13 protein-coding genes are annotated in these 24,915 nt (G+C 34.9%); 3 read left to right on the top strand and 10 right to left on the bottom strand.

The annotated features are described in order from the left end of the window. Positions 1–43: 43 nt before the first annotated feature. Positions 44–1,321, bottom strand: coding sequence for a replication-associated recombination protein A (locus ACFQ0I_RS00315; protein ID WP_379938324.1), 1,278 nt, complete (start codon positions 1,319–1,321; stop codon positions 44–46). Positions 1,322–1,559: 238 nt separating this feature from the next. Between ACFQ0I_RS00315 and ACFQ0I_RS00310 the strand changes: the two genes are divergently transcribed. Next, entirely contained in the window at positions 1,560–2,285 is a 726-nt protein-coding gene (locus ACFQ0I_RS00310) for a rhomboid family intramembrane serine protease (RefSeq protein WP_379938322.1), read from the top strand. Between the two features lie 64 nt (positions 2,286–2,349). Here ACFQ0I_RS00310 and rlmB read toward each other — a convergent pair whose 3' ends face one another. The 4 genes from rlmB to ACFQ0I_RS00290 form a co-directional block, all read right to left on the bottom strand. Further along, positions 2,350–3,087, bottom strand: coding sequence for a 23S rRNA (guanosine(2251)-2'-O)-methyltransferase RlmB (gene rlmB / locus ACFQ0I_RS00305; RefSeq protein WP_379938320.1), 738 nt, complete (start codon positions 3,085–3,087; stop codon positions 2,350–2,352). Positions 3,088–3,149: 62 nt separating this feature from the next. Beyond that, entirely contained in the window at positions 3,150–3,878 is a 729-nt protein-coding gene (locus ACFQ0I_RS00300; RefSeq protein WP_379938318.1) for a hypothetical protein, read from the bottom strand. Positions 3,879–3,914: 36 nt separating this feature from the next. Continuing rightward, positions 3,915–5,402 (bottom strand): RagB/SusD family nutrient uptake outer membrane protein, encoded by a 1,488-nt coding sequence (locus ACFQ0I_RS00295; RefSeq protein WP_379938317.1) that lies wholly within the window; start codon positions 5,400–5,402, stop codon positions 3,915–3,917. Between the two features lie 13 nt (positions 5,403–5,415). Next, positions 5,416–8,640: a SusC/RagA family TonB-linked outer membrane protein gene (locus tag ACFQ0I_RS00290; protein ID WP_379938315.1), complete on the bottom strand. Its 3,225-nt coding sequence runs from the start codon at positions 8,638–8,640 to the stop codon at positions 5,416–5,418. 890 nt (positions 8,641–9,530) lie between these two features. Here ACFQ0I_RS00290 and ACFQ0I_RS00285 point away from each other — a divergent pair. Further along, positions 9,531–12,233, top strand: a complete 2,703-nt coding sequence (locus tag ACFQ0I_RS00285; protein ID WP_379938314.1) for a T9SS type B sorting domain-containing protein — start codon at positions 9,531–9,533, stop codon at positions 12,231–12,233. A gap of 523 nt (positions 12,234–12,756) precedes the next feature. Here the strand turns inward: ACFQ0I_RS00285 and ACFQ0I_RS00280 are convergent. The 5 genes from ACFQ0I_RS00280 to ACFQ0I_RS00260 form a co-directional block, all read right to left on the bottom strand. Next, positions 12,757–14,181, bottom strand: coding sequence for a SusD/RagB family nutrient-binding outer membrane lipoprotein (locus ACFQ0I_RS00280; RefSeq protein WP_379938312.1), 1,425 nt, complete (start codon positions 14,179–14,181; stop codon positions 12,757–12,759). Positions 14,182–14,192: 11 nt separating this feature from the next. Then, positions 14,193–17,456 carry a SusC/RagA family TonB-linked outer membrane protein gene (locus ACFQ0I_RS00275; protein ID WP_379938309.1) on the bottom strand — a complete coding sequence of 1,088 codons (3,264 nt, stop codon included), beginning with the start codon at positions 17,454–17,456 and terminating at the stop codon, positions 14,193–14,195. Positions 17,457–17,832: 376 nt separating this feature from the next. Further along, a complete protein-coding gene (locus ACFQ0I_RS00270) occupies positions 17,833–19,398 on the bottom strand; it encodes a RagB/SusD family nutrient uptake outer membrane protein (protein WP_379938307.1) in 1,566 nt (521 codons plus the stop codon). A 10-nt stretch (positions 19,399–19,408) separates the two neighbouring features. Continuing rightward, entirely contained in the window at positions 19,409–22,513 is a 3,105-nt protein-coding gene (locus ACFQ0I_RS00265; RefSeq protein ID WP_379938305.1) for a SusC/RagA family TonB-linked outer membrane protein, read from the bottom strand. Between the two features lie 99 nt (positions 22,514–22,612). After that, positions 22,613–24,331, bottom strand: a complete 1,719-nt coding sequence (locus ACFQ0I_RS00260; protein WP_379938304.1) for a POTRA domain-containing protein — start codon at positions 24,329–24,331, stop codon at positions 22,613–22,615. A gap of 155 nt (positions 24,332–24,486) precedes the next feature. Between ACFQ0I_RS00260 and rpsL the strand changes: the two genes are divergently transcribed. Then, positions 24,487–24,900, top strand: coding sequence for a 30S ribosomal protein S12 (rpsL, locus tag ACFQ0I_RS00255; protein WP_106659416.1), 414 nt, complete (start codon positions 24,487–24,489; stop codon positions 24,898–24,900). Positions 24,901–24,915 lie beyond the last annotated feature (15 nt).

Here is a 24,915-nt window from a genome sequence, read left to right as displayed (position 1 = left end):
AACCAAAAGATTTAGCGTAAAGCCCGACCCTTGTGGTAACGCCCTAATAATTATATTTATCTTTCCAGCGTTGTTTTAAAAATTCGCGATGTGCGTTTTCGCGCGCATTATTTCCTGGTTCGTACAGTTTGGTATTTACAATGCTATCGGGCATAAACTCCTGATTGGCGAAATTGTTTTCGTAATTGTGCGCGTATTGGTAATTTTCGCCGTAACCCAGTTCTTTCATGAGTTTGGTGGGTGCGTTTCTGATTTCTAATGGCACCGATAAATCGCCAGTCTGTTGCACGAGTTGCTGCGCCTTGCCAATGGCCATGTAAGAGGCATTGCTTTTTGGAGAACACGCCAAATAGGTAGCACACTGGCTGAGTAAAATTCTGGACTCGGGATAGCCAATTGCCGAAACCGCCTGAAATGTATTGTTGGCAATAACGAGTGCGGTAGGGTTGGCGTTTCCAATATCTTCGCTGGATAGAATAAGCAATCGGCGGGCTATAAATTTCACATCTTCGCCACCTTCAATCATGCGGGCTAACCAATACACCGCCGCATTGGGGTCGCTACCACGAATAGATTTTATAAAGGCCGAAATAATATCGTAGTGTTGTTCACCGGTTTTATCGTAGCGTGTTGTGTTGCTTTGTATTTTTTTAAGAACCGTCTCGTCGGTAATCTCGATGGTGTCTGAAGTTTCAGAATTAATAATTAACTCAAAAATATTCAGCAATTTTCGGGCATCGCCACCAGAGAGTCTTAAAAGAGCGTTGGTTTCCTTTAGTTTTATTTTCTTTTTAGATAAATATTCGTCTTGCTCAATGGCGCGCTTTAAAAGTGTTTCTAAGTCGCTTTTTTCGAAAGCATTTAAAATATAAACCTGGCAACGCGACAAAAGTGCCGAAATCACCTCGAAACTCGGGTTTTCGGTAGTGGCGCCAATAAGCGTTATCCAACCTTTTTCTACTGCTTGTAATAAGGAATCCTGTTGCGATTTGCTAAATCTGTGAATCTCGTCGATAAATAAAATAGGGTTTTTAGTGGTAAATAAGCCGCCGCTTTGCTTTGCTTTTTCAATAACATCCCTAATATCTTTTACGCCAGAATTAATAGCGCTCAAGGCATAAAACGGTCTGCCAGATTCTTTCGCAATAATATTAGCTAAGGTGGTTTTTCCGGTCCCTGGTGGTCCCCAGAAAATCATGGAAGGAATCAAACCTTGCTTTAAGTGCTGCGTTAACACACCGTTTTCGCCCACTAAATGCGTTTGGCTCACATAGTCGTTTAACGTATTGGGTCGTAATCGTTCTGCTAACGGTTCGTTCATACTGTAAAATTAAAACAATTCCTTTGCAAAACGGAATCTCGATAATAGAATGTTTAAATATTTTGGCGTGCCCTTACAAAAAGCAAGGTCGGGTTTTACGTTAAATCTTTTTTTCGTGCCTCAAAAAATGGTGAACTTGTCCTGAGCGCAGACGAAGGGCTTCAACCTCTCACGCGGTGCCCTTCTGCCATTTTAACATAAACCCCAAAATTGGTTAACTATTTGCTATCTTTATTTTATGAGTAACCAAGAACAATTTAAATTCTCAACGGGCGTAGTGGCTTACCCCATCTTTTTTGTGCTCACAATTTGGTTGGTGTTCTGGTTTGAAGTTCGATTTAGATATAATTTTAGTAGCTACGGCATTTACCCACAAACATTTTCTGGGTTACGAGGTGTTGTTTTAAGTCCGTTTATTCATGGCAGTATTCAGCATTTGTATCATAATACCATTCCGTTGTTTGTTTTATCAATGGCATTATTTTATTTCTACCGAAAAATAGCGTGGAAGGTTCTAGTCTTCGGAATTTTGGTATCGGGTATTTTAACATGGTACATTGGCAGGCCATCTTACCATATTGGGGCAAGCGGACTTATTTATGTATTAGTAAGTTTTATATTTTTTAAAGGTGTTTTTGCAAAGTATTATAGGCTAGTAGCATTATCGCTACTGGTTGTGTTTCTTTATGGAAGTATGATTTGGTATGCATTACCATTGGAAGAAGGAGTTTCGTGGGAAGGACATTTATCAGGTTTAATAACTGGTTTGTTATTTGCTTTGGTATTTAGAAAAGCCATTGCAAAACCTAAAAAATATGTTTGGGAAGAAAAAAATTATAATGAAGATGACGACCCATTTTTAAAACACTTTGATAAAAATGGCAATTTTATAGAAATAATAGAACCGCCAATAGAGGAGGAGCAGCCCAAAGTAAATTACACCTATAAAGAAAATAAGGAATAATTTCGTCTAACGTTACAGAAGTCTAAGAATCTAAAAGGTCTAAGAATCTAATTAGTCTAAGTTTCTAAGAACGTCTTTGTCTAACCGCTTCATATAAAAAAGCACCACAAGCCACCGATACATTTAAAGATTCAATTTCTCCAAGTAAAGGTAATTTTGCTTTGGCATCCACCACTTTTAGAATAGAAGGATTGATACCTCTGTCTTCCGAACCCATAATGATAGCACACGGTTCTGTAAAAGACACATCGTATACGGTATCATCTGTTTTCTCGGTAGCAGCAATTACTTTTATGCCCGAAGATTGCATATAAAAAACGGCATCTTTAATGTGGTCTACTTTACAAATAGGCATTTTAAACACGGCACCGGCACTCGTTTTTATGGTATCGCCATTTACGGGTGCGCCACCTTTTTTCTGAATAATGATACCGTTAACACCGGTACATTCGGCAGTACGTATAATGGCACCAAAATTTCGCACATCGCTTAACTGGTCTAAAAGTAAAAATAAAGCCGTTTTACCAGACTCCATCACATTCATAACTAGGGTTTCTAAATCGTGAAATTCGATGGGAGAAATTTGGGCAACCGCACCTTGGTGGTTCTTATTGGTTAGTCTGTTTAGCTTCTCAATAGGCACGTAAGATACGTTAATAGAATTTCTGTTTAGCAACGATTCTAATTCACTAAATAAGTCTCCTTTAAGGCCTTTTTGAAGAAAGACTTTATCAATAGTTTCGCCTGCATTTACAGCTTCAATAACCGCGCGAATGCCGAAAATTTGTGTTTGGTTTTCCATGGGGTAAAGGTATAAAAAAACCACTTCAACTGAAGTGGTTTTTTAAGTTCAAAATTCAAAAATTAATTAGTGTCGAAAGCAGTGGTTTCACTAGCTCCAAAGTCACCCCCGCCTGTAGCTTTAACTGTGTTACCTAATGATAGTGTGTAACTGCCATTAGCAGGATAGCTTAAACCATCGCCATAATCATCAATAATAGTGAAAGTATAATCTCTTCCTGCACATAATGTTATAGTTTCGGAGGCAGTAGCTTGTCCGTCTGCATAAGTTTTTATTGGTTTAGAAACAACAACGCCACCTAAGGCATCTTTTATATTCCAACCTGTTTCACTACCGTAACCATCAAAAACAATATTAAGGGTAAGTGTTACTTCCTCACAGTTTTGAATGTATTCAATACTGGTGGCTGCACCAACGGTAGTTGATCCGTCGGCAATAAATTTAATTGAAAGTTTGTTTACCCCTATTCCTAGGTTTGTGTCTGTTAGGTTAACCGATATTGTACCTTTATTAGTGCCTCCAGGAATGGTAACGCTAGAAGGTGCCGTATAAGATCCAGCAGCAGCTGCTGAACCATCAACATCAACGTTAAATGTTCTATCTGTAGAAACAATATTTCCAGTATAAACAGGTATCTCAACCGTAGTGGAACCTCCAACATCTACACCTGTAGAATATACTGTTTTCCCAAATGTAATATATTCAAGGCTAGGTGGTAAATAGGTGTCTTCACAATTTTGTAAAGAAACTACTGATAATACTATCAAGAGTATATATGCTATTTTTTTCATAAATTTTATATTTTAAGTTTTATTCAATCATTTTAATTACTCATTTTGAGTACTAATAAAAGGATTATAAAGAATCTCTGCTTCTGGAATTTCAAAAGTCATACGTTCATCGTTATAAGGGATAGTCACTCCTACAAATGATAAGTGATTGGCACCTCTTGTTGCAGATTTTTTATTTCTCTTCATGTTTAAGTAAGTTTTCCCCTCACCCCAAAGTTCTATTCTCATTTGAAGATAAATTTCATCTAGTAAAGCTTGTCCAGACAATGCGTCTACATAGCTAGCATCTGGAATTCTCTTTGCTAGTAAAGCTTTTAAACTTGTGCGTGCTCCAGTTGGATCAGACGTTTTAGCGCAAGCTTCAGCATGTAAAAGATAAATTTCAGAAATTCTCATATAAAGTAAATCTGATGTAATTGTAGTACTAGAACCTCTTGGTACTCTTGCCGCTTCATAGAATTTGTTAAGAGGCTGTAAGTACTGATTAACAGGGGTTGCACCAGTGTAAAATTGACCTTTTCTAACGTCGTTAGCAGGAATTTGAGCATATAAACCAGCGTCGATAGCTTTTGAATCGCCATAACCAGCATAACTATAAGAGAAGTAGTCCATTTGTCCCCACCATGAAACAAGACCTATTTCATTATCGGTAGTCAAATCAACACCCCACATCCAGCCTGGAGTAGAAAGATCATTAAATCCACCTAAAACTTCAGTAGAATCCATGATAGGAAATGCTCCAGTAGCAATGATTTCGGCTGTTAATGTTTTAACTTCTGGATCTTTGCCCATGGCGCCATAAACATAAGCTAGAATACCTCTGGCAACATCTTTATTTATTTGACTTTTAGCACTTCTATTAAAACCGTCTAATAAATCGATGGCTGTTAAAAGGTCAGATTCTATTAGAGCATAAATCTCCGAAGCTGGAACTTTAGGACCGTTTTGGTCTAATAAATCGTCGTAAAGTGGTAAAATAGCTTCTGATGGATTGTAACTTTTTTGAAAATATTGAGCTAAGTAAAAGTAAGAATGTGCTCTTATGGCTTTTGCTTGTCCCATGATGTATTTGTTTTCAGCTAATTCTGGGGTAACATCATTACCGCCTAATGCATCAATTACAGTGTTAGCAGATCTTATAATTCTGTAGTAATATCTCCAAACTTGGTAGTTATCTGTAAAGGTGTAATCTTGTGTACATTGATATTCTGTAATACTGGCTCTGTACCATCCATATGTACTTACAGATAGTGCTACGTCACTAGACAGAAAATCACCGAAGATATCATAAGCCTTTTGACCAAAATCATCGTGCCCCGTAGTACCACCAGTTTCTGTTTCAAACATTAAGGCATAAATACCATTCATTGTACCTGCAATTACATCCGGATTTCTTGAAGCCGCATCACCAATTTGGTCGGTGGTTAAAAATTCAGAAGGCTGTTTATCTAAGAAATCTTCACCACAGCTAAAAGTAAAACTAGCTATAGCCGCCATTAATGTTAATTTTATTATATTTTTCATTTTCATTCTTTTTTTAAAATTTAACTCTTACACCTAAACTAAAAGTAGTTAATGGGGCATATAACCTACGTTCTGTATTACCGCTTTCAGTAGTAGTTGGGTTGAAACCATTACGTGCTGTTTTGGCAAATAAATTATCTCCAGACGCCCAAATATTAACAAAGCTAAGACCTGTATTTGCCAAAAATTCTTTTGGTAGCGTGTAACCAATCATAGCATTGTTTAATGATATGTAATCTGTTTTAGTTAAAAAACGTGTTGATGTAGAAGTACTATTTTGATCGATACCATCTGCTAATCTAGGCACATTAGTAAGATCTCCAGGTTGCATCCATCTATCAGCAATGTCTGTATGATAATTGTTTCCAACAGCACCAAATCTATCACTCATTAATTCTCCGTACTGATAGTCGATAGCATAGCCACCAATGCTGTAGGTGAATAATGTAGAGAAATTCCAGTTTTTATAAATACCACCTAATCTGACAGCTCCACGTAAATCTGGAATACCTGATTTACCTACATATTTATCTGTAGCAAGTGCGTATGTTTTAGTAACTTGTTTAGCGATGATAGCATCTGGGTTTTCATCTAAATAAGGAGTCATTGTTGAAATTGATTCCTCACCACTATCTAATATGCCATTGGCATTCGTATCGTTAAAATATTGATACCACATTGGAGCACCATCAGCAGGATCTACACCTGCCCATTCACGTAAGTAAAATTCATATATAGAACTACCTTTAGAATATGCATAATCACCAGGAGACGTATCAAGAATTCTAGGTAAACCTGTAGAAGGTTCGATAGGCATTTTTGCGATTTCATTTTTAATAATTTCACCATTTACGGTTAAATCTAATTTGAAATCTTTTTTGTTAATTAAATGCCCTGTTAAATCGAATTCAATTCCTTGATTTTTCAATTCTCCGTCATTCACGGTAATTACAGCGATACCTTGTGATGGCCCAACGCGTCTCTCGAAAATTAAATTGTCTGTTAATTTGTTATAATAATCAATAGAACCATCTAAGTAAGTGCCTAAACTGAACTCAATTCCAGTTTGAAACATGTTAGACGTTTCCCAAGTTAAATCAGGATTACCGTTTGTATTGGCAGAAATTGATATTTCACCTCCTAAAATACCGCTATTGAACGTGTCATAACCAGAATAATAACCGACACCAGCTTGATCACCCGTAATACCGTATGAAGCTTTAAATTTTAAGAAAGAGAATACATTGTGCTTAAAGAAACTTTCATTTGAAATAACCCAAGCACCACCCACAGAGCCAAAAGTACCCCATTTATCATTAACAAACCTAGAAGAACCGTCGCGACGAACAGAAGCTGTTAAATAATATTTATCTTGAAAATCATAATTTACTTGACCAAAATAAGATTCAATAGCACTTCCTTCTGTGAAGCCAGTAGGAGGAGATAAGTTATTTATAAAGTTATCTAATTCTAATAAACCATCTAATACAACTTTTCCTTTGTATTGAGTAGATTCTTTAAATGTATATTCATTATTCTCATGCGCAGCTAATACTTCTAAAGTATGATCGCCAAAATCATTTTTATAACGTAATAATTGTAAGAAGTTGGTGCCTAATCGTTCTCTATCTCTTGTAAATAAATTACCGCCGTCACCAGTTGCGGTCCCATAAAATGGGTTAGAGTAGTTTTTATAACGTTCGATAGAATATTGGCTACCATAACGCATTTCTAAAGTTAAGTTATCAGTAAACTTAATGTTCATGTTGAAGTTACCATTAATTTCATGTCTTTTAAAGCCAACATAATCATAAATTGCTGATGCAATTGGGTTTAAGTTGTTGGCATTAGGTCTATCTCTAAAACCAGAAACAGTACCATAGTCATATTGATTACCACCATAAATTAAATCTGGAACCAATTGTCCATTATCATCTCTTAAATATACTGGGAAAATAGGAGCCATTTTATCAGCAAATTCAAAAACGTTTTCTGAACCTTCGGTTTGCCCGTTGTTTAAACTTTCAGAATAAGCGTAACCTATGTTCGCTCCAACTTCTAACCAATCTTTGATATCTGAATTTAAGTTTAAACGCGTTGTATAACGGTCGTAGCTCGTATTTTTGGCGTAACCATCATCATTTAAATATCCTAAAGAGAAGAAATATTTTGACTTTTCGCTTCCTCCACCCATACGTACACTTCCTTCATTTCTGTAGGCAGAATCAAAAGCAGCATCCGAATACAGTTCTGGGGTATATTTTCTGGTAACACCATCTCTAACCATATGCGTAGTCGGGTCGATTAAATCGGCACCACTAGCTACATTCCACATGTTGTACCCAGAAGCAACGTAATTGTTGGTGAATAAGTTTGTATTAGCGTAATTTACTGGATTCGCATTTCCTGTAATTACTCCTCTATTATAAATCCCTTCCCAAACATAACCTATGTATTCTTCTGGAGATTTTACAACATCGTATCTAGGAATCATTTGTGTATTAATACCTGTTTTTACATCTAACTCGATGTAAGAATCTGATGCAGATCCGGTTTTTGTAGTGATTAATATAACACCGTTAGCTCCTCTAGAACCATATATCGCAGTCGCGGTTGCATCTTTTAATACTGTTGTGCTTTTTATATCGGCAGGATTAATGGCATTTATGCTTCCGTTATAAGGTACACCATCAACAACATATAAAGGGTCTCTGTTACCGTTTACAGAACCATAACCCCTAATCCTTATTGTAGCCACTGTACCTGGTTGTCCAGAAGTGTTAATTACAGTAACACCAGCAATCTCACCCGAGAGGGCTTGTGATAAGTTGGAAACATTTTTTATTTCCAGATTTTCACTTTGTACTGTTTTCGCAGTACCTGCAAAAGATTGTTTTGTTGATGTACCATAACCAACTATTAATATTTCTTCAAGAGCTGTTGAATCTTCCTGCATTGTTGTATTAATGGTGTTGGAAGCTCCTACAACAATTTCTTTAGTTATATATCCAACAAAACTAAAAACCAGCGTAGCACCCTGATTGGCTTTTATTGAATATTTACCATCGAAATCTGTTGATGTACCTGAAGTAGTACCTTTTACTAAGACTGTAGCTCCAGGCAGCGGCAAACCAGAAGGGTCTGAAACGGTACCTGAAATTGTCTTTCCTTGAGCAAACGTAAGTTGCACAGCCAACGCTAGTAATAGCGTTAGAATTCCACTAAACTTTGTTTTCATTTTATAATTATTTGAATTAGTCAACTTCAAAAATCTTAATAAAAAGTTAATAAAACAACAAAAAATGGTTAAAATTCAAAAAAACAATAAATATCTAATGTAAAATATATGCTTTTTTGAAAAAAGCTAGCATTTTATTAATTCGCTGTTTTGTTAATTTTAATAAAAATAAATGCACAATAATAGTCAGACTTGTTCGTTGTGAGATTTTAAAAATTTATAAGTTTTAGGAAAAACAGTTTAGAATAAAAACTTTAAGGAAGCTGAGCAATATCTTTTTCTATTCCATTATTAAGAATGGGGCACATGGGTTAAAAGATTATAGATTAGTATTGTCCTCTAGTGTTGAGTTATTGTGCAAGTATTCGAAATAATGAACTGATGGGTTAGCGTAATTAATTCTCAATAATTAATTAAATGTCAAAGTAAATAGAATATGTTTCCTATTCATAAAACTCCAAGCTCAAAATATACTGATGATGCCATGGAAAGTTTTAAATTGCCAGTCATTTTAACTATTCAACAGTGTCTAATTATTTTAGATTGGTGTTTTAGTTAATCTGTTATTTTGAGTTTGAAAAAATAATCTTCTTTAAGATATTATTGGGAACTGCGATGCTTGCTGCTCAATCAGATTTAAATTTAAATTAATTTGATTGAATAGAAAATTTAGGATAGTCATTATTACACTTTTGGAATATGCTAAGTATTTTTTTTTGTTTGCGTAATAAATTGTAATTATTTATTAACCAGTAATTTGTATCAAAAGTCTAACTGTTAAATTATAAGAAAATTAAACATAAATCGTTATAATTGTTATATTTACATAAAAATTGTTTTTGTATTTGAGGTCTAATCTTTTTATGTTTATTTTTTGTCTAAATATCTCCTTGGTATTTAGCCAAAAAGAGTCTGCCAATTGGTATTTTGGAGAATTTGCTGGTCTTAATTTTAATTCCGGAAATCCTGTACCACTTTTAGATGGCAAGCTTGATACTCGAGAAGGATGTGCCACAATTTCTGATCCTAATGGAAATTTATTGTTTTATACCGACGGTGTAACAGTTTGGGATAGAGTTCATAAAGTCATGCCGAATGGCCAAATGTTATTGGGTCATGGTTCTAGTACAGAATCTGCTTTAATTATTCCTAAACCAGGAAGTAAATCGAGATTTTATATATTCACGATAGATCAGCCTAGTTATTATTTAAAAGATATTGCCGTAATTAATGGTGTTAATTATTCTGAAGTAGATTTGACTTTAAATGGTGGCTATGGTGACATTGTTGATGGTGTAAAAAACAAGCATTTAGTTACCTACAACCCAAATGATGCTACCGAAAACAAGTATAAATCTTCAGAAAAAATAACCGCTGTTACCCATAGTGATGGAAGCTCTATTTGGGTTATCACCAATTTTATGGATCGATTTTATTCCTTTTTAGTGGATGTAAATGGTGTAAACTCAAATCCTGTAGTTTCAACGGTTCAACAATCGGTTCTGCCAGTGTTAAATGACGATGGTGCAAATGTTTCAGCTATAGGTTATTTAAAGGTGTCGCCAAATGGTAAGAACATAGCCATCGCGCATAGTTCAACTGTTGCCGGAAGTCCAAGAACAGGTCAAAAAAAATCAGGAAAAGTATTGTTGTATAATTTCAATAATTCGAATGGCGCCGTATCTAACCAAATTGAAATTCTTTCTGGCGGATATCCATATGGTGTAGAGTTTTCACCTAATTCAAAACGACTCTATATTACCAATAGTATTTTTGATGAAAATGATACATTCGTTACAGGGGAACTTTATCAATATAATTTAGAAGCTTCGAATGTCAGCGGATCAAAACAAGTAATAAGTTCAAGTCAAAATATTGCAGGTGCTTTGCAATTAGCTATAGACGGAAAGATTTACAGAGCAGGTTACAAAGTTGCATCTGTTGGTTTAAATATATCCGTAATAAAAAGCCCAAATACTATCGGTGTGGGATGCGATTATTTAGAAAATTCTATAAGCCTAGGAGGTAAGGCATCAAAATTAGGATTACCGCCATTTGTTCAGTCTATTTTTCTTTACAGTTTTGATTATGAGTTAACATGTTTGGGCGACCAAACGCATTTCTATATAACGTCTGAAGAACCATATGACTCTGTAGTATGGGATTTTGGCGACGGACAAACGTCTATCGAGGAAAGCCCTAATCATGTGTATAATGCGGCAGGGGTTTATTCTGTAAGTTTAACAATGTCTTTAAATGGAATACAAAGAGATCCTTTAATAAAACAACTAATTATTTCGGAGCCACCAAACATCTTGAGTGATACGTATGATTTAATTCAATGCGATTCCTATGATGCTAACCCTAATGATGGAATATCGGTGTTTAATTTAACACATGCGAATGAGGCAATAAGTTTAAATACAACCGAACCCATAGAAATTTATTATTATCAATCGTTGGTGGATGCGACAAATGATACTTTAAATGTAAAAGGCTTAGGAGATATTTACACTAATGTGGTAAACGATGAATTGTTATATGCCAAAGTGTATAAGGCCAATACAGAGTGTTATAGTATCGCGACCGTGCGATTGAAAACAACGCAATCATTAGATCTTGGTTTGCTTGAATTATCGGAATGTGATTTTGATAACGACGATATAGCCGATTTTAATTTAGAAGTACAGGCTGATAAAATTTCAACACAGTTAAATTTGCCTTTTGATATTTCTATTACTTTTTACGAGAAAGAATATGATGCTTTAATAGGTGTTAATGCATTATCAGGTATTTATTCATCTAAAAGTAAATCCTTATTTGTTAGGGTTGAAAGTGATAATATATGTTATGGTAACGGTCTATTACAATTAAATGTAAAGCCATTCCCTGTTATAAGCAGTCAAACTTTTACTGTTTGCTCCACAGACTTCCCAGTTACAATTGATTCTGGTATAAGTGATGAACAAGTAGGGGCTTATGATTATTACTGGAATACTCAAGAAACAACTAATAAAATAGTTGTGAACCAGCCTGGGATATATGAGGTTACCGTAACAGAACCGTTTGCAAATTGCGACAAAACAATAGTAATTAATATAGAGCGATATGAAAGTCCTATAATTAAGAAACTCGAAATTGAAGGGCGTTCTATGTCTGTGCTATTAAATAACAGTGATTTAGAAAAGTATGTGTATAAAGTAGATGATGAAATTGATTTTCAGCAAAGTAATTTATTTTTAAATCTTGAACCAGGTTCGCATACCGTTTATGTTAGTGATATTAACAGTTGCGAAATGGTGAATTATGACTTTTATATTTTCGGCTTCCCAAAATACTTTACGCCTAACGATGATGGATCTAACGACACCTGGAATGCTTATGGTTTAAATAGGGCCGATTTTGATACCGATAATTTTGTTGTGAAAATTTACAACCGATATGGAAAGTTGCTGAAAATTTTTAATCCTTTTTATTCTGATGGTTGGGATGGAAAGTTTAAGAATGTACCAATGATAGCCGATGATTATTGGTATAGTTTAAAATTGCCAAATGGCGAAGAATTTACCGGACACTTTGCCTTAAAATTTTGATGTTTAGTATCAATTAAAACTGCTGTTAATTTTTTTGACTATTTATTGCACTTTAGCTTCTGTGTTTGTCGCAATTAAATTATGGATATTCCAGTTTAATCGTTATTCAGACGTAGTTTGAATATTTCGTAATAACCTTTCTTTTTCGCATTATTGGTTCAGTTTTAATCTCTTTTTCAAGTGAAATTATAAAGTTGTTAGGCTATATTGTGTGTGTTTCTTAAAGCCTCGATTATCAAGTTCGTATTTGAAAGAATTAATTTTAAGGAGAGTAGAAAATCTTGCAACTTTTGTTTTTATATATAATTTCTAAGTTTCTAAAACTTTATAGTATTAATTAGCCCTGTTTGAATTGTCGAAAGAACTTTTAAAACAATATGGATGTTTTAGGTATTACTTAATTCCAAGCTCAATGGTTGTATATATTACAAATGATATATTCTAAAATCAAAATTTAATCTAGGTAAATAAAAAAAGGGCTGTTTTAAACAGCCCTTTTTTAAATACAATTATCAGGTGAAATCTAATTTACATCCCAGAATAATTTTGTTGTTTGCTTATCACCGCCAATGGCAGTAGAAGCCGCTGTCCAATTATCTACGTTTAAATTTTGTTCGTTAATTGGATAAGTATATCTAGTTGGAACTGGAAGTCCACTTACGGCAGGAAGATTGAAAGTAGGTGTGTTGTACTTTCTCCAAACTGTCCAGCCTTCAAATCCTCTGTTATACATGGCTAACCAAAATTGTTTACCAATTTTTTCTCTCCAATCGCCTGAAGCTGTCGCATATGCCACAGAAGGGTTTAATAAATAAGATGCAACACCGGTAGCACCCCAATAATCAAAAGATGCAGTAATACCATTGTTATAGTGTTGTTGTGCTGTACCACCAACAGACCATCCTCTAGCTGCAGCTTCCGCAAGGTAAAAAGATACTTCGGCGTAGTCTATTAAACAAGCTGGAGTTGTTGGGTCAATCATGATATCTCCAACATGCGTATAGTTTTCATAAGTGTTGTTTGCTCCGTAAGGGCCACCTACATAACCTCCACTAAGATTGTCGTCAAAATATTGAGCACGTCTCGGATCACTTAAGGTATTCATAAAATCCACAGTAGTGTTTGCAACTACGAAGTCGCTTCTTCCAGATTGTACTAAGTCAGTCCAAAGTGGATTCGGATTTGAAGTTCCTAAATATGCCCAAGAGGCATTATCACTGTTAGAAGAAAATACGCCTGTACTATAAGCACTCTCCACAGCAGCTTTAGCTACCGTAGCATTTACATCAGATAAACGTATTCCTAATCTTAGCTTTAAAGAAGCAGCAAATTTTTTCCATTTGGTAATATCTCCAGAGTAAAGGTTATCTACAGCGAAACCACTGCCACCAGCACTTAAACCAGAAATGGCTGTATCAATACGAGATAATAAATCTGTATAGATAGTCGCAGCATCATCATAGGCAGGAAGTGGGTAAGCATTGGCATTTAATGCTTGAGAATAAGGGATGTCACCAAAAGTGTCAACCATTTGTTGCCAAGTATAAATAAGTAATACTTCAGCTTGAGCAGCGGTTACTGTTTTATCGGCAGTTGATAAAGAGGCATCGTTTAAAACTCTTTCTTGTGCATCTGTTAAATCTAAAAGCACATCTCTGTACATTTCAGACCAATGATTTTGAGGAATGTTTCTTGTGTTGAAATCATAATTGGCTTCATCAACATAAGTTGTTTCTGTCCAATATTGCGCCAACAATCTATAAATGTTAGTATTAACATTTGTACTCGTCATTTGATCAACCAAACTCTTAGCAGCACTATTGAATAAAAAATCAGCGTCTACTTGAGTGGGGTTTTTTGGATCTCTATTTAAATTTTCGTATTGAGCATCTGTTTGGCACGACGCTAACACTATTAAAGATAGAACGGTTAAAAATATTTTTTTCATAATTAATTTTTTTAGAACTGTAATTTTAGACTTGCACCTATTTCTTTAATAGATGGGTATGAACCAGATTGATATCCTTGAATGTTTCCAGCACCTAAACCAGCTTCAGGATCAGCATAAGGAACATTTTTATCAATTATCCATAGGTTTCTTCCTATTACAGATAATGAGGCACTTGTAAACGGTGTTTTGTCAAGAACTTTTGCAGACAGGTTATAAGTTAAACTAGCTTCTCTAAGTTTAACAAATCCAGCATCGTAAACGTGCGCAGCATTTGGAGATCTTGAGTATCCCCAACCATTTGCATAATAACCAACATAATTTCTAGTTTCGTTAGCAGAACCATCAGCATTAACACCAGGTAAAATAACGCCTCCACTTGTTGAGTCATAGTTTCCTGCAGTACCAACAACGGCATTTCTAACAGGGTTTCCTAAATCGTTTGTTCCAGCTGTGAAGTCATATAGACCTGTAGCGTAGCCATACCATGTGTCTAGAGAGAATACACTACCACCTTTTTGGATATCAACTAAAAAACTAAAAGTTAAATTTTTGTAAGAAAAACTATTGAAAACACCCCCGGTCCATTCTGGGTTTATATCTCCAATAACTTGGTTGCTGTCTGAAGTTCTAGCATAAGCACCAACCCAAGAACCACTAGGAGCGTCGGCAGATGTGTAAACTATTGGTTGTCCGTTATCATGGAAAACATAGTTAGAACCTCTAATAGTACCATAAGGTTGACCAGGCGTTGCATTTAAAGATACACCACCTTGGAAAGAGCCAAGTTGTAAGTTATTAACACCATCAATTAGTTCAACAACTAAACTTTTGTTTTTCGCCCAGTTAAGATTAATGTCCCATGAAAAATTAGTAGTTTTTACAGGAGTAAGGTTTACTTGAACTTCCCATCCACTATTTTCAATAGTACCTGCATTTAATAATGCTGATGTATATCCAGTACTATTTGATACTGGAACACTTGTAATTTGATTAATGTTTTGAGCGTTATAATAAGTAACATCAAAACCTAATCTTTTATTTAAAAACTGCATCTCTAAACCTATTTCCCAGTTTTTTTGTTCTTCAGGTAATAAATCAGGATTAGAACGTGCACTTGGGTTAGTAGCTAAACCACCATTAAATGTTGGTGTTACAATGGTATATGTATTAAAAACATTGTAAGGGTTTGTGTCGTTACCCACAATACCATAATTTCCTCTTAATTTACCAAACGTTAACCAATCAGCTTCTAATAATTGAGAAAAAATTAACGAACCGGTAACAGACCAATAATCAAAGGTATTATTTGCCTTTGGTAAAGACGAAGACCTGTCTCTTCTGTAAGTACCTTCAATAAACGCAAAATCGTCATATCCTAAACTTGCCTGCCCATAAACACCATCAACCATTTTTGTAGCATCGTACTCGGCTGTAGTAATTGCTCCTTCGCTATTAGATAAGGTGTAAAGACCGGCCAATAAAAGACCATCGTTGGTAGTACCAGTTATATTGTTCCAGGTGTTCCTTCTTAAAGTAAAACCAACAGTTCCAGCAAGATTTAATTTTTCACTTAAATCTTTGTTGTAATTGAACATTAAGTCGTAGTTGTATTCAGAAATATTTCTGTTTCTTCTTAAATAGCTAGGAACATTAGAACTTCCCACATTAGTTCTTTCTTCTTGTATTTCAGCATAAGTATCATATGAGAAACGCCCCATAACTGTTAACCAGTCAGTAAGTTCGTAATCTAAGACTACGTTACCCCAAAATCTATTTCTAGAATCCGATTGGAAGTTTTCATAAAAAGTCCAATAAGGGTTGTCAGAATAAATTGGCGTAGCATCATCATAAGCATTAATATTCCAAGTTGTGTTTTGTCTTGTTTGGAAATAACTTCTTTTTTGTTCAGCTAAATCCACGTTTACTTGCCACCACTGTCTAAACTGTTGCATTACGTTGTTAGCATCATAACCAGTACCGTAACGTCCTTTACCATCTGTTTTAGTAAAATTGAATAGTGTAGATATGGTTAATTTATCTGTAAAGTCATGAGATCCTGTAAAGTTAATAGAATTTCTCTTAATTTCACTATTAGGTAAGTTACCTTCTTGTAACATATTTGTAATACCTAATCTAAAAGCGCTTTTCTCGGTACCACCATCAAGAGATACAGAGTTTACAGTTGTAGAAGACGTTCCCCAAACATAGTTAGGGTCGTTCGCGCCAGCTACCCAAGGCGTAGCTTGTTGGTAAGTAGCTAAATCTGGAAAGGCAGAATTCCATTGGTAGATTAATAAATTCTCATCGAATGCTGCTCCATAAGACGCATCTTCAGTAAATACAGTAGTAAGATCATCGGTTCCATCACCATCAACATCATATAAACCCCAATAGCTTCCAGGGCCATCATAAAATGGTCCGTAACCAGCACCATATTTCTTTTGATAAACAGGAAGTGTTTCCTTGTCGGCTGTTCCAGCCATTATGCTTGAATTCACGGTTACACCAATGCCTTTTTGCTTACGGCCTTTTTTGGTTGTTATCATAATAACACCGTTGGCAGCTCTAGATCCATAAAGAGCAGATGCCGCAGCACCTTTTAATACGTTAATAGACTCGATGTCGTCTGGGTTAATGTCGGCAGCAGCGTTACCATAATCATAACCACCTCTACCAGTACTTTGATTTGAAGTGTTAGGCGTGTCGTTATTAACTGGAACACCATCTACAACAAAGAGTGCTTGGTTATTACCTGCAATCGAACTACTACCTCTAATTACGGCATTTACAGAACCACCAAGTGTTCCTGAAGATTTAATATCTAAACCAGCAACTTTTCCAGAAAGCGAGTTAACGAAGTTTTGGCTTTGCACCCTAGAGACCGTTTCTCCGGAAACTTCTTGAGTCGCATAACCTAGACTTTTCTTTTCACGTTTAATTCCTAATGCAGTAATAACCACTTCATCAAGAATAGATGCGTCTTCGCTTAATTGAACATTAATGGTGCTTGATGCTCCTACTTTAATTTCTTTGGTTGTGTATCCAACAAAACTAAAAACAAGCGTAGCGCCTGTATTTGCTTTTATCGAATATTTACCATCAAAATCTGTTGAAGTACCAGAAGTAGTACCTTTAACAATTACAGTTGCTCCAGGAAGCGGCAAACCAGAACCATCTGATATCGTACCTGAAATAGTCTTTTCTTGTGCAAATGTTAGTTGCACGACAAACGCTAGTAATAGCGTTAGAATTCCACTAAACTTTGTTTTCATTTTATAATTATTTGAATTAGTCAATGCCAAATGTGATAATAAAATGTTAATAAAACAATAAAGATTAGTTAAAATTTGGATTTTACAAATAATAATTAGGATTTTGATAAAAAAATATGCTTATTTTATTGTTAAATTGAGAAATTCATTATTTCTGGATAATAATTTTTAATATTCGCAATCAGGCGACCCTTTTACGTAAAAAAACATATAACTATTTGTATAAAAGCTTTATTATAAATTGGTTATGAATTATTTTTCGTTTGCATTGTTTTTTCTTTAGGGTTTACGCTGATTTTTATGTAAAAAAAATCTCCAAAAAAATATTTTTTTTTGGAGATTTTATTGTCAACCTAAATTTTATAAAAATTACATTTTACCAGCCTGGGTTTTGCTGTGTTGCTAATGTTGGATTAGCATTTAGCTCAACTTGCGGTATTGGCCATAAAAATCTAGAATCTGATGCCGGAATAGCAGCAACGCCATAAGGACCTGTATAAGGAGTTCCTAATGTAAAAGTTGATGCCGCAGGATTTCCGTTGGCAATTTTAGCTGGAATACCGTCTATTGGATGTAAATCGTCTCCTTGTAATCTGTGGATGTCTGACCATCTTCTTCCTTCAGCTAAAAACTCTATGCGTCTTTCTTTTAAAATAGCACCCACCATAGTGCTTGGTGTTGTAAAAGATGCAGCGGTATAGGCTTGTGTTGCTGGGTCGGCTAAAGAACGATTTCTTACTTGATTTAATTTTGCCAATGCGTTAGGTAAATCTGTAGGCGTTTTTCTAGCATATGCTTCCGCCATATTTAATAAAACTTCGGCATATCTTATTACAGGAGCAGCATCAGTATAATTTACTTCATCTTTATATTTATAAGTGTACTTTCTGCCGCTAGTTGTAAATACCATACCAGTACCTTTTGATGTTGCAGTAGAATTGTCTTCTCTTCGTTTGTCATCAACTAACCAACTTGGATCTCTCCAAATTATTGGACTAATACATACAAGTGTTCTTCTAACATACTGAGATGCTAACGCTGCATTTACACCTGGGTTTAGTGTAGCTGCATGAAGAATAGAGAAAATAGATTCAGTATTACTGTAATTGCTTGTAAATACCCCGCTTGGTGATGCAGTAAGGGTATACGTAGTTAATTTGTTACCTTCTGCGATTACGTTATTCCAATCTCTTTTGTGCAAATACACTCTTGTTTTAAATGCAATTGCTGCATTCTTAGATGCCTTTGTTAACGTAGTATTAGTTATTAAAGTTTCAGCATCATTCAAATCAGCTAATATTTTATCATAGCATTCTGCAACGGTGTTACGACCTTTTAGAAGTTCTGAATCTATTTCTGCTTGCGTATTAATACCAACTGTTCTGTAAGGAACACCAGGGTGTGTTGCTCCTGTAGTATAGTTGTATGGTCTTGCGAAGAAGTTTAATAATTCAAAATGCGTGATAGCACGTAAAAACTTGGCTTGACCAATATAGTCATTACCAACTGCTTCTGTAATGATACCTTTAGATACCGCATTTGTTACGCCTTCTATAATGAGATTTGCTCTATTTATAAGACGGTAACCATCTATCCAATAGTAAACATTGTTCGCTGTTGTGGCGTCGTAAGTTGCGGTGTAAGTTAGCTGGTAGAACGTAGCTGTGTTAACCATGTCTTCACCTCGGCAGTCTCCTTGTTGAACAAAAGCGGCTCCCCATATATAACCTCTACCGCCGTTAGGTAATGTTGAGTTATATTGTCCAATAGCCGCAGCATTATACATGCCGTTAACTGAACTTTCAATTAGAGAAGCTGATGAAAAAGCATCATCAATCGAAATGTTGTTTACAGGGCTTAGGTCTAAGATTTTTTCTTCAGAGCATGAAATCATTCCGATTCCAGCAATACAAAGTATTAAAAGTTTATATATATTTTTCATTTTATAACAATTATAAATTAACATTTAAACCTAACGATAACACTTTCGCACGTGGCGTACCATTTAAATCAACGCCGCCAGTTTCCATTTCAGGATTTAAACCTTTGTAATCGGTTATTATTAATAGGTTTTGAGCTTGGATATAAAATCTTAAAGACTCTATATTTATTCTATCTGTAATGTCTTTAGGGATTTTATAGCCAAATGTTAGGTTGTCAAGACTGATAAAGTCTCCATCTTCTATAAATCGTGAAGTAGCACTTCCTGTTAAGTTGGTAAAGGTGTTTGTGCTTGCCCATAGTCTTGGAGTAATACCATCACCAGGGTTTTCAACACTTTGCCATCTTCCTAAAATTTCGGTGCTGTTATTATTAAAGTTTTGTGTTACTAAATCTCTACGAGTGGAGTTGAAAATTTTGTTACCACCACTAAAACGGAACATGAAAGAGAAATCGAAATCACCAAACTTAAAATTGTTAATAAGCGATCCGAAATATCTAGGTAAAGTGTTGCCTAAAACAACTCTATCTTCTCCAGCACTTAAAGAAGCGGCCGTAGCTACGTCTGTTGGGTTGCTAGGGTCGAAAACCTTATAATTCTGAGTTGGTAAGTTTCCTTGCACTAAAGAACCATCTGCTTTGTAGTAAACTGGGTTTCCGTTCGCTGGGTTAACCCCCCAATATCTGTAGCCATAAAGTGAGTTGATAGATTCTCCTTCTCTAATAATCAGGTTTTGGTTAATATTTACATCTGTAAAGCTACCACCTAATATATCTTGGCCATCTGGAATACTTGTAACTTCGTTTTTATCTAAAGTTACGTTAGTAGTAATATTCCAGCTGAATTTTTCTTTATTTATCGCATTCACGTTTAATGAAAACTCATAGCCTTTGTTGTACATAGAACCAATATTTTTTCTAACAACGTTATCTGGTACCCCAAGCGAATGAGCTACAGGGACTGCTAATATTAAACCGTCAACATCATTTTTGTAGTGATCGAAAGAAAAAGTAATTTTATCTTTTAAAAATGATATATCTACACCATAATCGGTTTTTTTACTGGTCTCCCAAAGTAATTGATCGTTACCAAATTGTGTAAAGGCAATACCGTTAAGTGAGCCGTATTGAGATGCCGAAGTTAGGCCTAGATAAGGGTAATTACCAATCTCAGTGTTACCTACTTCTGAATAGGAGCCTCTAATTTTAAATTGACCAATGATGTCTTTTAAAGATTCGAAAAAACCTTCGTTTGCTATATCCCAACCAGCAGAGTATCCAAGGAAATTATTCCATCTGTTTTCTGCGCTTAATTTTGAAATCCCATCACGTCTTACAGAGCCTTGTATAAAGTACTTTTGCTTATAGTTGTAGCTAAGTCTTCCAACATACGATATGATACCGTTTTCTGTGATACTTCCTCCAGATTCCTGTGTGCCATAGGCACCAGTTACTAAATTTTGATTATAAAATTCGTCAAGTAAATTTGTTCCATAGCCAAAAAACGATTGGTTGTTTTCTTTTTGATATTCATTTACTAAAGTTAAACCAATGTTGTGTTCATCATTAAATGATTTGTTATAAGATAAGATGTGTTGAACATTCCATCTTAGTAAATCGGCATTGTTGTTTTGTAGACGTCCATTAGACCCTCTACCATCGCCATGTACAGGGCTCCAGTATAAAAATCCAGATGTTAACGGGTTATCTGCACTTACTTGGAATCTGTAATTTAAATCATCATTAAACTTAATAGAAGCAAACGTGTTTACAATTGTTCTGTTGATTTTAGATTCGTATTTGTTATTTGCTAAAACATAAGCAATATTAGAAATGTTATCGCCAACAGGATCTGTATTGTCCCATTGTCCAACATTGTTACCATCTGCAGAAATGTTATATCCTGTTGCATGATTTGGATTGTAAATCGGGGTATTTGGTAATTGTCTGGTCGCATTAAAAATGTTACCAGATAAAGAGTTTCTTCCAGTATTTAAACCGCTATATTCGGTTCTTGTAACCGCTATATTACCACCCATGCTAAGCCATTTGCTTATTTGATGATCAACATTAGCTCTAATGGTGTAACGTTCCATGTTATTCGCTACGGCAACACCTGCCTGTTCTGAGTAACCTAAAGATAAAAAGTATTTTGTTTTATCTGTTCCGCCATTAAGCGAAACACTATGGTCCATTTGTAATGCACTCGAATTTAATACAGCCTTCTGCCAATCGGTGTTGTACTCGCTACCAATTGCCCAAGCTGCTTGTCCTCTATTAGTTCTTTTTTCGTTTGCAATTGTAAGAAAGTCGGGTGTTTCTAATAAATCAAAAGTTTTAACGGCCGATGCAAAACCAGTAACCATATTGTAGTTAACTTTCATTGTGCCTTTTTTTCCTTTCTTAGTAGTAATTAAAATAACCCCGTTGGCAGCTCTCGAACCATAGATAGCTGTTGCAGCACCATCTTTTAAGATGTCGAAAGATTCAATATCATTTGGGTTTATATCACCTAATGCATTAGTAGACGCATAACCACCTATATCGCCAGAATAAATTGGCATCCCATCAACAACAATAAGGGGAGAAGTTCCAGAACCAATCGATGCGATTCCACGAATTCTAATTCTTGGTGCTTCACCAATAATACCGTTGTTTACAGTAACTTGCACCCCAGCAGCTCTACCCGCAATTTGGCTTTCAAAACTTGGTGTAACCAAGCCGCTAATGTCAGACCCTGAAATGCTAGTAATGGCACCAGTTACTTCCTTCTTTTTTTGAACACCATATCCAACAACTACAACCTCCTCAAGTTGTGATGCGTCATCAGACATTTGTACATTAAGTAAATTTGATGTACCTACTTTTTTTTCGGTAGTAATATATCCAACAAAGCTAAATACAAGAGTTGCTCCTTGATTCGCCTTAATTGAATATTTTCCATCAAAATCTGACGAAGTTCCCGTTGTGGTACCTTTAATCAGAATAGTGGCGCCTGGGAGCGGTAAACCCGACCCGTCGGTCACCGTTCCAGTAATTGTTTTTTCTTGTGCAAATGCAATGTGCACAACGAGCGCTAGGAATAGCGTCAGAATCCCATTAAACTTTGTTTTCATAAATGAATTTGATTTGAATTAGTTGCGCCAAAAATGGTAATAAATTAAATATAAAACAATAGTGTTTGTTAAATAAATGTGAATTTGTTAACAAAAAAGTTAAAATGATGAAATAAAGCTAATTTGGATCTTGTAATTGGAGAAGTTAAAGTCTTGATTTTCAGTATGTCCGATAGCGTAATTCAATTTAAATAATCCGGTTTTTGCGAAGAGTCCGAAACCGATTCCATAGCCAAATAATTTCTGTTTTGTAGCTGTTATCTTGTTTTCTAAATAGGCCGCGTCAGTTAAGGTGTGTGCGTATAAGTTGTTGTTTAACAAAAATCTGTATTCTGTATTAATCAAACCGTAAAGTGTAGCATAAATACTGTTCTCTTCAAATCCTCTTAAAGAATTAATGCCACCGAATCTAATTAATTCATTTTCTAGGTAGGTATTAGAATTTAAAGTTGTGCCTTGAGTTCTTAAAAAAATACTATTCTTAGGGTCTAAGTTGAAAATCTTATATGCGTCAAGAGCTATTAGCGACTGTTGTTCTGTCTGGCTCGTTTGCTTTCTTTTTCCAAAGTTAGTTTCAATAGAAACATTAGTTTTTATTGGAAATATTGCATTATGTGATTGCCTTTTTAAAAATTGATAAGCAAGTGTGAAGTAGTTCGATTTATAGTCAACAATAGTAGAGCTAGTATTTATGTTAAGTAAATTGTTAGATTGAATAGAAAGGATGCCGGAAGATACTTTTTGATTGGGGTTTATTTGGTAATGAATTTTTGCAGATTGATTTACTGTTATAAACGATGAGTCTTTGTTAAAAATGCGTAAAGCTAAATCCAGCCCAATAGGCGATTTAAATAAATAAGGCAAAGTTAAATTCGTTTCGAATAGTTTTTGTTCATTTTGTTCGCCTTTATATAATAATTTAAAAGATTCGCCATAGTTTAAATTATTAGTAAGGTTTAAATCTAAATAGCCATTAAAATCTAATTTATTTGTTTTGTCGTTTGTTCCAAAGCCAAGAAAACCATCAAACGAGTTACTTTTAGTTTTGTTTAGGTATAAATATAAGGTTGTGGAATCTTTAGAAAATAATATTTCAGGAGCTTTTGCTTCGGTTACGAATCTCAAATCTCGAAATTTTTCAGATTTCTTTTTTATGGCATCTAAATTAAAAGTCTGCGAGGGCTTTATTTTAATGTAGTGTTTTAGGAACGAGCGAGGGAATTTTTCATAACCTTTAATGACTATGTTGTTAATTGTTCTTTTTTGTTCATTCGATTCAACAATCAAATTAGCTTCTAAATTGGTGTTGTCCTTAATGGTAATGTCTGATAAATATAATCTGGAAAATGGGTAGCCTTTCTCCGAAATTTTCGCATTTATAAAGTTTAAAACATCATCTGTGTTTTTAATGTCGATAATAAAGTGATCTTTAAAAATGTCTTTTGAAATTAATTGTAGTAATTTTTTATCGAGTATCGAAGTATCGTAATAGATTGATAGTTTTTGGTATTTTTTTTTCAGATGAAGGCTTGCTAAAAAAACAGTGTCGTTAATTTTATTGATGCCTTTAAAATCATTTTCTATATAGCCATTTTTTAAAACGGTGTTTTGAAGGGATAGTACTTCATTTTTAATAGATGCATAGTCTAAATGAATTTTTTTGTAGGTAATAGAGTCAATTAATGTGGTTTCGCGCTCGGTTTCACCTTCAATTTTAAGCAGTAAATTTTGACTATGTAATAGCGAAGAAAAAAATACATATATAATAAGGTATAAAAAGAATGTTTTTCGCACAGTGAAATTGTCAGTATTTAACATGTAAATCTAACGGAAAACTTACACTAATAATATAACTAATAATGAAATATTATAAATGTTGTGAAAATTAATGATTTAGGATTTGAATTATTCATTTTAATTTCTACCTTTGCAGCCCTCTTAAAAGAGGATTTTAAAATTTATATAGAATATATATGCCAACAATTTCACAATTAGTACGAATAGGAAGAGCCAAAATAACCAAGAAGAGTAAATCGGCTGCTTTAGATTCGTGTCCACAACGTCGTGGGGTTTGTACGCGTGTTTACACTACTACACCTAAAAAACCTAACTCAGCAATGCGTAAAGTTGCTCGTGTTAGATTAACAAATGGTAATGAAGTGAATGCATACATCCCAGGTGAGGGTCACAATCTACAAGAGCACTCGATAGTATTGGTTAGAGGTGGAAGAGTAAAAGATTTACCAGGAGTTAGATATCACATCGTTCGTGGCGCACTAGACACCGCAGGTGTTGCAGGTAGAACACAACGTAGATCTAAGTATGGAGCGAAGCGTCCTAAACCAGGACAAGCAGCAGCAGCTCCAGCAAAAGGTAAGAAAAAGTAATTAAAACTTTTAAGA

Origin of the sequence: Mariniflexile aquimaris (genome assembly GCF_042676825.1) — a bacterium.
Lineage (GTDB): Bacteria > Bacteroidota > Bacteroidia > Flavobacteriales > Flavobacteriaceae > Mariniflexile > Mariniflexile aquimaris.
The sequence above is the reverse complement of the archived record's forward strand: the minus strand, read 5'-3'. Positions and strand labels throughout refer to the sequence as shown.

Bases quoted from the DNA above. Each gene is read 5' to 3' on its own strand.
- ACFQ0I_RS00315 (WP_379938324.1), bottom strand. From the start codon at position 1,321: ATGAACGAACCGTTAGCAGAACGATTACGACCCAATACGTTAAACGAC.
- ACFQ0I_RS00310 (WP_379938322.1), top strand. From the start codon at position 1,560: ATGAGTAACCAAGAACAATTTAAATTCTCAACGGGCGTAGTGGCTTAC.
- rlmB (WP_379938320.1), bottom strand. From the start codon at position 3,087: ATGGAAAACCAAACACAAATTTTCGGCATTCGCGCGGTTATTGAAGCT.
- ACFQ0I_RS00300 (WP_379938318.1), bottom strand. From the start codon at position 3,878: ATGAAAAAAATAGCATATATACTCTTGATAGTATTATCAGTAGTTTCT.
- ACFQ0I_RS00295 (WP_379938317.1), bottom strand. From the start codon at position 5,402: ATGAAAAATATAATAAAATTAACATTAATGGCGGCTATAGCTAGTTTT.
- ACFQ0I_RS00290 (WP_379938315.1), bottom strand. From the start codon at position 8,640: ATGAAAACAAAGTTTAGTGGAATTCTAACGCTATTACTAGCGTTGGCT.
- ACFQ0I_RS00280 (WP_379938312.1), bottom strand. From the start codon at position 14,181: ATGAAAAAAATATTTTTAACCGTTCTATCTTTAATAGTGTTAGCGTCG.
- ACFQ0I_RS00275 (WP_379938309.1), bottom strand. From the start codon at position 17,456: ATGAAAACAAAGTTTAGTGGAATTCTAACGCTATTACTAGCGTTTGTC.
- ACFQ0I_RS00270 (WP_379938307.1), bottom strand. From the start codon at position 19,398: ATGAAAAATATATATAAACTTTTAATACTTTGTATTGCTGGAATCGGA.
- ACFQ0I_RS00265 (WP_379938305.1), bottom strand. From the start codon at position 22,513: ATGAAAACAAAGTTTAATGGGATTCTGACGCTATTCCTAGCGCTCGTT.
- ACFQ0I_RS00260 (WP_379938304.1), bottom strand. From the start codon at position 24,331: ATGTTAAATACTGACAATTTCACTGTGCGAAAAACATTCTTTTTATAC.
- rpsL (WP_106659416.1), top strand. From the start codon at position 24,487: ATGCCAACAATTTCACAATTAGTACGAATAGGAAGAGCCAAAATAACC.